General features: G+C 36.9%; 5 protein-coding genes. All 5 read right to left on the minus strand.

The features are described 5' to 3' along the window. Positions 1-20: 20 nt before the first annotated feature. On the minus strand, positions 21-683 hold the full coding sequence (locus tag F6K54_RS39000) for a C1 family peptidase (protein WP_293089561.1): 663 nt from the start codon (positions 681-683) through the stop codon (positions 21-23). Between the two features lie 8 nt (positions 684-691). Then, the gene (locus F6K54_RS39005; RefSeq protein WP_293089563.1) at positions 692-1,816 is read right to left on the minus strand and encodes a protease inhibitor I42 family protein; all 1,125 of its coding nucleotides are present in this window, start codon (positions 1,814-1,816) and stop codon (positions 692-694) included. 22 nt (positions 1,817-1,838) lie between these two features. Then, positions 1,839-2,882, minus strand: a complete 1,044-nt coding sequence (locus F6K54_RS39010; protein ID WP_293089565.1) for a trypsin-like peptidase domain-containing protein — start codon at positions 2,880-2,882, stop codon at positions 1,839-1,841. Between the two features lie 14 nt (positions 2,883-2,896). Continuing rightward, entirely contained in the window at positions 2,897-4,651 is a 1,755-nt protein-coding gene (locus F6K54_RS39015; RefSeq protein ID WP_293089567.1) for a trypsin-like peptidase domain-containing protein, read from the minus strand. Positions 4,652-4,809: 158 nt separating this feature from the next. Then, entirely contained in the window at positions 4,810-5,343 is a 534-nt protein-coding gene (locus F6K54_RS39020; RefSeq protein WP_293089569.1) for a COP23 domain-containing protein, read from the minus strand. Positions 5,344-5,773 lie beyond the last annotated feature (430 nt).

The following is a 5,773-nucleotide window of genomic DNA, read 5'->3' on the forward strand; positions in this document are numbered from 1 at the left end:
CTTACCTCTGTGGGACAACTTTAATCCCTAGCTTCATATGGAAAATAGCTTTCCAATACAGTGCCTTCTTCTTTCATAAACTCAAATGCAGGATGATACCATCCCCCTTGACTACAGTTACCAGCACCACTACAACTAAGTATATGTTGCTCCGATCCATCTGCTATAGTTCCAATTTGTGAGTAGTTTATATTGTTGTGGTAGAGGGCGCTGGATTCAAATGCAGCCATAGCTGCAAATGCCCAACAACTACCACAACCACCTTGATCGCGAACAGAAGTTACTTTGTCCAATTCGTTCCACCCAAAGGCTCTATCCTCAGCAGAGCAAAATGACTGTTGCTGTCCTATACTTGCTCCCAATCTAATTTCTTTAGATTCAGCTAAAGGATTTTGCCTACGAGCAATTTGTAGAGCATTGTTGGGTATTCGAGTTCCTGCTAGCTGGCTAAGGGAGCGTCTCGTTGCAGGATTTTCAGCTACTGTAAAGGTAAATCTGTTATTTCTAATCTCCTGTTCAAGTCGTCTTTGAGTCTGTGCTAATCGTATTTGAGCCACCTGGGTAATTTGTGAATTCTCCTGAGCTTTATGGAAAGGCCACTTAGCAAATGATGAGTTCTGCCATACACCCAGAGCTAATAACACCATGACAAAGATTGCTAAAAATTTTTGGTAGTTTTTCATATAATCTATTAAGGAATTTTAACGTTTAGACGATAAATATTGAGAGGAGGTTGATTTCTTTCCCAAGGACGGCTATAGTGAAATTCCAACGTGCTGGTTCCCGCCGATTGTGCTTGAAAGCAGAAATTTTTGTATTGGGTGCCAGTTTGTTGCAGCACTGGACTTCCCAATGGTTTAAGCTTGTTGGCATCATTTTGAATTACTTGCCAACTCTGACCACTATCTGGGTTAGCATCTAACCGAACAATCAAGGTATTGCCTGGAATTAACCTGACTTCCTTATTATTGTCTGACTCAGTCAACCTAACCACCTCGGTTTGCTCTAAAATTTGCACACCGATCCTATAAGTTTCTTTAGGTGTAGTTTCTTCAGGACGCCGATACTGCAATTCTAGTACACTCGTTCCTTCAGATGCTACCTGAAAGCGAAACACTTGATAAGCACTGCCACCTGGTGCAGTTTGGTTCCCATCTCCTGAAATGGAATTATCCAAAAGCTTTAATTGATTGGGATTGTTGCTAACAATTTGCCAACTATAACCAGAAGCAGGATTAGTTCTTAATCGAACAACGAAAATATCATCTTTTGCAACTCTTATTTCTTGGTTGTTATCAAAATCAGTTGCAGTAATAGTAGCAGAAGAGTTAGACATTAGAATGTTTAGTCGATAGCTTTTTGTTGATAAGTTATTAGTTCCTTGCTCTTGCGGATACTGTAGCTCTAGTATGCTGCTTGCACCAGACTGCACTTGAAAACGAAAAACTTGGTACACACTGTCATTTTGGATGGACTGGTTTGGTGGCTCTAAGGTGGGATTTTCTAATAGTTTAAGTTGTTCGGGGTTGTTTTGAACTAATTGCCAGCCATAACCAGTGCCAGGATTACTTGCTAATTGAACCATCAAAAGATGGTTTTGCTTCAATGTTACTGCTTCAGAATTGTTTTCATCACTGACACTAATAATTTTAGTGGAGCCAACTGTAGAGGAACAAGAATCTTGTGTACTGACTTCTGAAGCATCTGCGAAGAAGCTAGAAACAAAGTCACTATAATTATGCAAAATTATCATAAAAACTACAATTGTTAAAATAGTATAGATTTGTTTTCTTTCTATTTTCAAAGATAAAAGCATAATCAAAATTTAATCAATTTGTTTAATTGACAAGTGTGTAGGGTTCCATTCCTGGATAAACCTCTAACTCGTCCATTTGTACTCTCTCCAAGTTTTCCTTTTCACAGTTTTTTCTTTTTTCTGTTCTAAAGTATGGAGCCGACTTATCTATGCAAAACTTTTTAGGTCCATCACCCCAATATCCACCTTCAGAATTATAGGCATAGTAATAAACTTTCCCTTTATAATCCCCTCCAATAGCAAGTAATGGTTTGCATGATTGAGGTTCAACTTTGTACCAACCCTTTGTCTCCCATCCGTCTCCCACTTTTTTTGCTAGTGCTAAAGACATTTCCAATGACGGTTTTCCCTCATTACATATTTTAACCCAGCTTAGGCTTGCGTTTTCTATAAAAGTGTTTATAGAAATACCTAGCTGATATAAAGTTGGAGATTTTCCATGAATTCCCATCAAATGACCATTTGTATCAAGAACAGGGCCTCCACTCATGCCATTCTCTGTTCGCGCTTTATATGAAATTGAATATCCATCACTCTTGCTCAAATTTTTTTTCCTCATCACTCCACGAACAACCTGAAAATTATCATTATTATTAAAAGGCCAACCACCAATATAAATAGAATCTCCTGTTTCCAAATTTTGAGAATCACCTAACTCAACTGCACCATAATTTTCCCTGCTAGTAAACTTGAGCCATGATAAATCAAGTTCAGACAATTCCATAACATCTTCAGATTTTGTGATCTCATGTTCAGTTCCATCAAAAGTTTTGACAAGATATTCCCCTCTAGAATAAGCAACGTGCTTAGTCGTAACTACATAATGTGTATTTTTTTCCACACTAGGAATAATTACTCCAGAACCAGCAGGTTCAAATTTAGCATCTTCACGGGGTGCTTTAGAATAAATTTGAACTGTTACTTCACCAGCAATCTTTTGAACTTGAGCATCTGTATCTGTAAGTGCATCCGCTAGTTTTGCTAAAGTTACTAAAAAAATTATGCATATAAAAACAACACTTGCTTGAAATAAGCGTTTTATATACTTTTTTGTTTTTTTGTTCATAGCTCGCTTAAAGTTTAATTAGTCAGCGTATCTTTTTTAGAATCTATTAGCGTATCTTTTTTAGATAAATATTTTTGAAGCTCTTGAATTAGAATAGCACTACCGCTAGAATTACTTGACGATCCAGATGTATTAATGCCAATTACTTCCCCTTTAGAATTGATTAAAGGTCCACCTAACATTTCTTCACTTATTACCTTTGAGTGCGATAGATAAATTCGGTTCTCATTTGAATTACCAAAGCTTTGAACCCTACCTTTGATAAATTCAAACTCTCCTTCTTCCATTGTTTCAACTTTTTTGTATCCAGATACAAAAACTTCATCCCCAGATTTAGGGGGAGAAAATCTTGGTTTTGCCGTTTCGTAGTTTCCTTCAGATTCGTAACCAAAAAACTCTAATCTCAATAATTTGTCTCCCCCAGATATAGAAATTTCTTCTCTTGTAGTATTAATTCCTGGTCTTTTAGTGTCAACTTCTGTGTCATTGGGTGGAACTATGTCTAGAGAGATCGAATTTTCTGAATCTTTTGTTTGCTCTAAACTAACTCTATTTTCTAGCTCTGTTTTTTGTCCTAGATAAACTATAACAGTGTAAACGTGTCCTACCCCTTTAGGCTTTTTATCCACCACAAATCCTGAGCGAATGAATTCACTTCCTTCGATTTTGTCGTTTATTTTAGCTATCTTTGTGACTTTTACCCTGACGGTAATTTTCTTAGCTAGCTCTTCCAACTCATCATCATTCAAATCACTGCGAACGCTACCAGCATCGTAATTTTCCGGTGTTTCTCCGTTTCTTACCGCTGAACTGTTAGATGGTTCTGGAGGCAAAGTTTTTGCTTGCGATTCGGATTCCTTGGGATTTGTTGGAGTCTGATTTACGGTTACTTTACAATCAGGAGGCTTTTCTCTATCGTCATAAGCAAGACAAATGCCTTTTGACATTGCCCTGGGTACTAATTCTTCCATCGGAATTGCCCAACTTGATTTCTTCAGCAATTCTAATTTTTCCTCAACAGGAGTTCCGTCTTCATATTTATATAGATTTCTTCCTCCAAAAGGGGGGTTACTATGTCTGCCATTAATTCCCACTATCTGACCTTGAAAATTAAACAAAGGACCCCCGCTCATTCCTTTGCGAATATTAACTTCATAACCTATCCTATAGCCACCTTGCATCGGTCTATCTAGCACAATAGAAACTTTACCTTGCTCACAAACCCAATTAGACTGTGTAACTTCACCTGTTCTAAGTGGATATCCAGCAGCAATAACAGGTGTTTTAGGAGATAATTTTTCTCCATGTGCTAACTTAGGAATTTCGTAGTTTTTTGTGCTTTCAAATTGCAATGTCGTTAGGTCTCTACCAGAAAGGGCAGTTCCAAAACTATATAGTTTACTTGCTTTATAGTAATTTTTGTCACTTGTTTGAATTTTATATGATTTTGCTTGGGTTAATACATGACCGTTGGTAACAACTTTGTACACAAAACTTCCGTTGTTAGAGCGTTTTTTCTCAATTAGAAACCCTGTTCCTTGCGATCTGTTGTCTTCTGATAGAATTAACACCGTTTTTGATTTGGCAATCTCGCATATTTCGTCTTTGATTTTTGTTTTTCCTAACTTTGCTGCATGAAGGTTGCTTAAAGTTTCAGAATGAACCCTAGACTGAGCAGTACTACTACAGTTTAATATTAGAATGTTAAAACTGATTAAAAAACCAAGAATACAGAGATTGTCTTTTAGCGAAGGGATTATAATTTTCATATTGCGAACACCTTGCTAGTGCATCTAACTTAATTTAGTAGGGAAATTAATGCTTGTATGATTAAAAGCTTTGAATTTTTTTACACGCTGTTTTATCCTACTAACAAAAACATTGATCTTGTCAACACTTTTGTTAGTAGGTTTTTATTAGTGGTTACTTATTTATATATACGACGGTTGCGAAGCATCCACCTGCTTATGTTGATATATGTACGTCCATTGTAATAAGAACGAGGATCGCCATTTTCCACCACCGAGGCAAAACCCAGCAATTGCTCTAAAGCTAGGTCAGGATCTTTATCTTCAGGTAGCGTAAATAAAACCCGATCGGAGTTATACTGATCGCTGCATTCTGCTCCTTCTGTAGGAACAGCGCAGACAACTGGCATCTTATTTACTCTTCCAGTCGTTAGAAATTCTAGTGTTCCATCCCGATCAAAACGATCAAACCTTTGAGATACAACTTGGCAGCGAACTTTAGGAGTCCATTGTTCACCCAAGGTAGTTGTCCAACGAATAAGCGGAATGTCTTCTTCTCCTGGTGATTTGTAAATGGTTGTTGGAGCTCCATCACTGGTTCCACAAGAATAGTTACTGCTAACTTGAGCTTGACTAGATTGAGCGCCAAGAACTATAGTGCTAGCAATTGATAGAACAGACGCACATCTGAATAATAACTGTCTGATTTGCATTATTTTATCTATGCCAAATTAATTTTAATTTGTAACTGTATGTAAAACTTTCTACATGAGAATCACAGTTTACTTGCTAAGATACAAAGAACTCTATCTTTATCTCTTTGGCCATTGGTAATTGGTAAGATGATTTCTTGGTAAGGCTAACACCCCTTAAAGTTTCATCTCTTGATTTACCAACGCTTCTCTTTGGTACTGAAATTACAAAACATGAAAAAAAGTTATCAGTTACAGTTAAATAGGGTAGCACAAATTTTTTTTATTACAGGAAAATCTTACAATTGTTTATAAATGCCAAATGGGTTCTATTTAACAAGTTACAAGTTCAATACCCATCTAGGTTTTATGATTCAGGAAGTCATATCAAATCCGGTTAAACAGCCATAGAATGGTTAAGTTAGGATCGGAAAAGCACACGTCGGAACTC

Origin of the sequence: Okeania sp. SIO3B5, assembly GCF_010692555.1 — a bacterium.
Classification (GTDB): Bacteria; Cyanobacteriota; Cyanobacteriia; order Cyanobacteriales; family Microcoleaceae; genus Okeania.

Excerpts from the sequence above, each read along its gene's own strand:
- F6K54_RS39015 (WP_293089567.1), bottom strand. The coding sequence starts at position 4,651 with ATGAAAATTATAATCCCTTCGCTAAAAGACAATCTCTGTATTCTTGGT.
- F6K54_RS39005 (WP_293089563.1), bottom strand. The coding sequence starts at position 1,816 with ATGCTTTTATCTTTGAAAATAGAAAGAAAACAAATCTATACTATTTTA.
- F6K54_RS39010 (WP_293089565.1), bottom strand. The coding sequence starts at position 2,882 with ATGAACAAAAAAACAAAAAAGTATATAAAACGCTTATTTCAAGCAAGT.
- F6K54_RS39000 (WP_293089561.1), bottom strand. The coding sequence starts at position 683 with ATGAAAAACTACCAAAAATTTTTAGCAATCTTTGTCATGGTGTTATTA.
- F6K54_RS39020 (WP_293089569.1), bottom strand. The coding sequence starts at position 5,343 with ATGCAAATCAGACAGTTATTATTCAGATGTGCGTCTGTTCTATCAATT.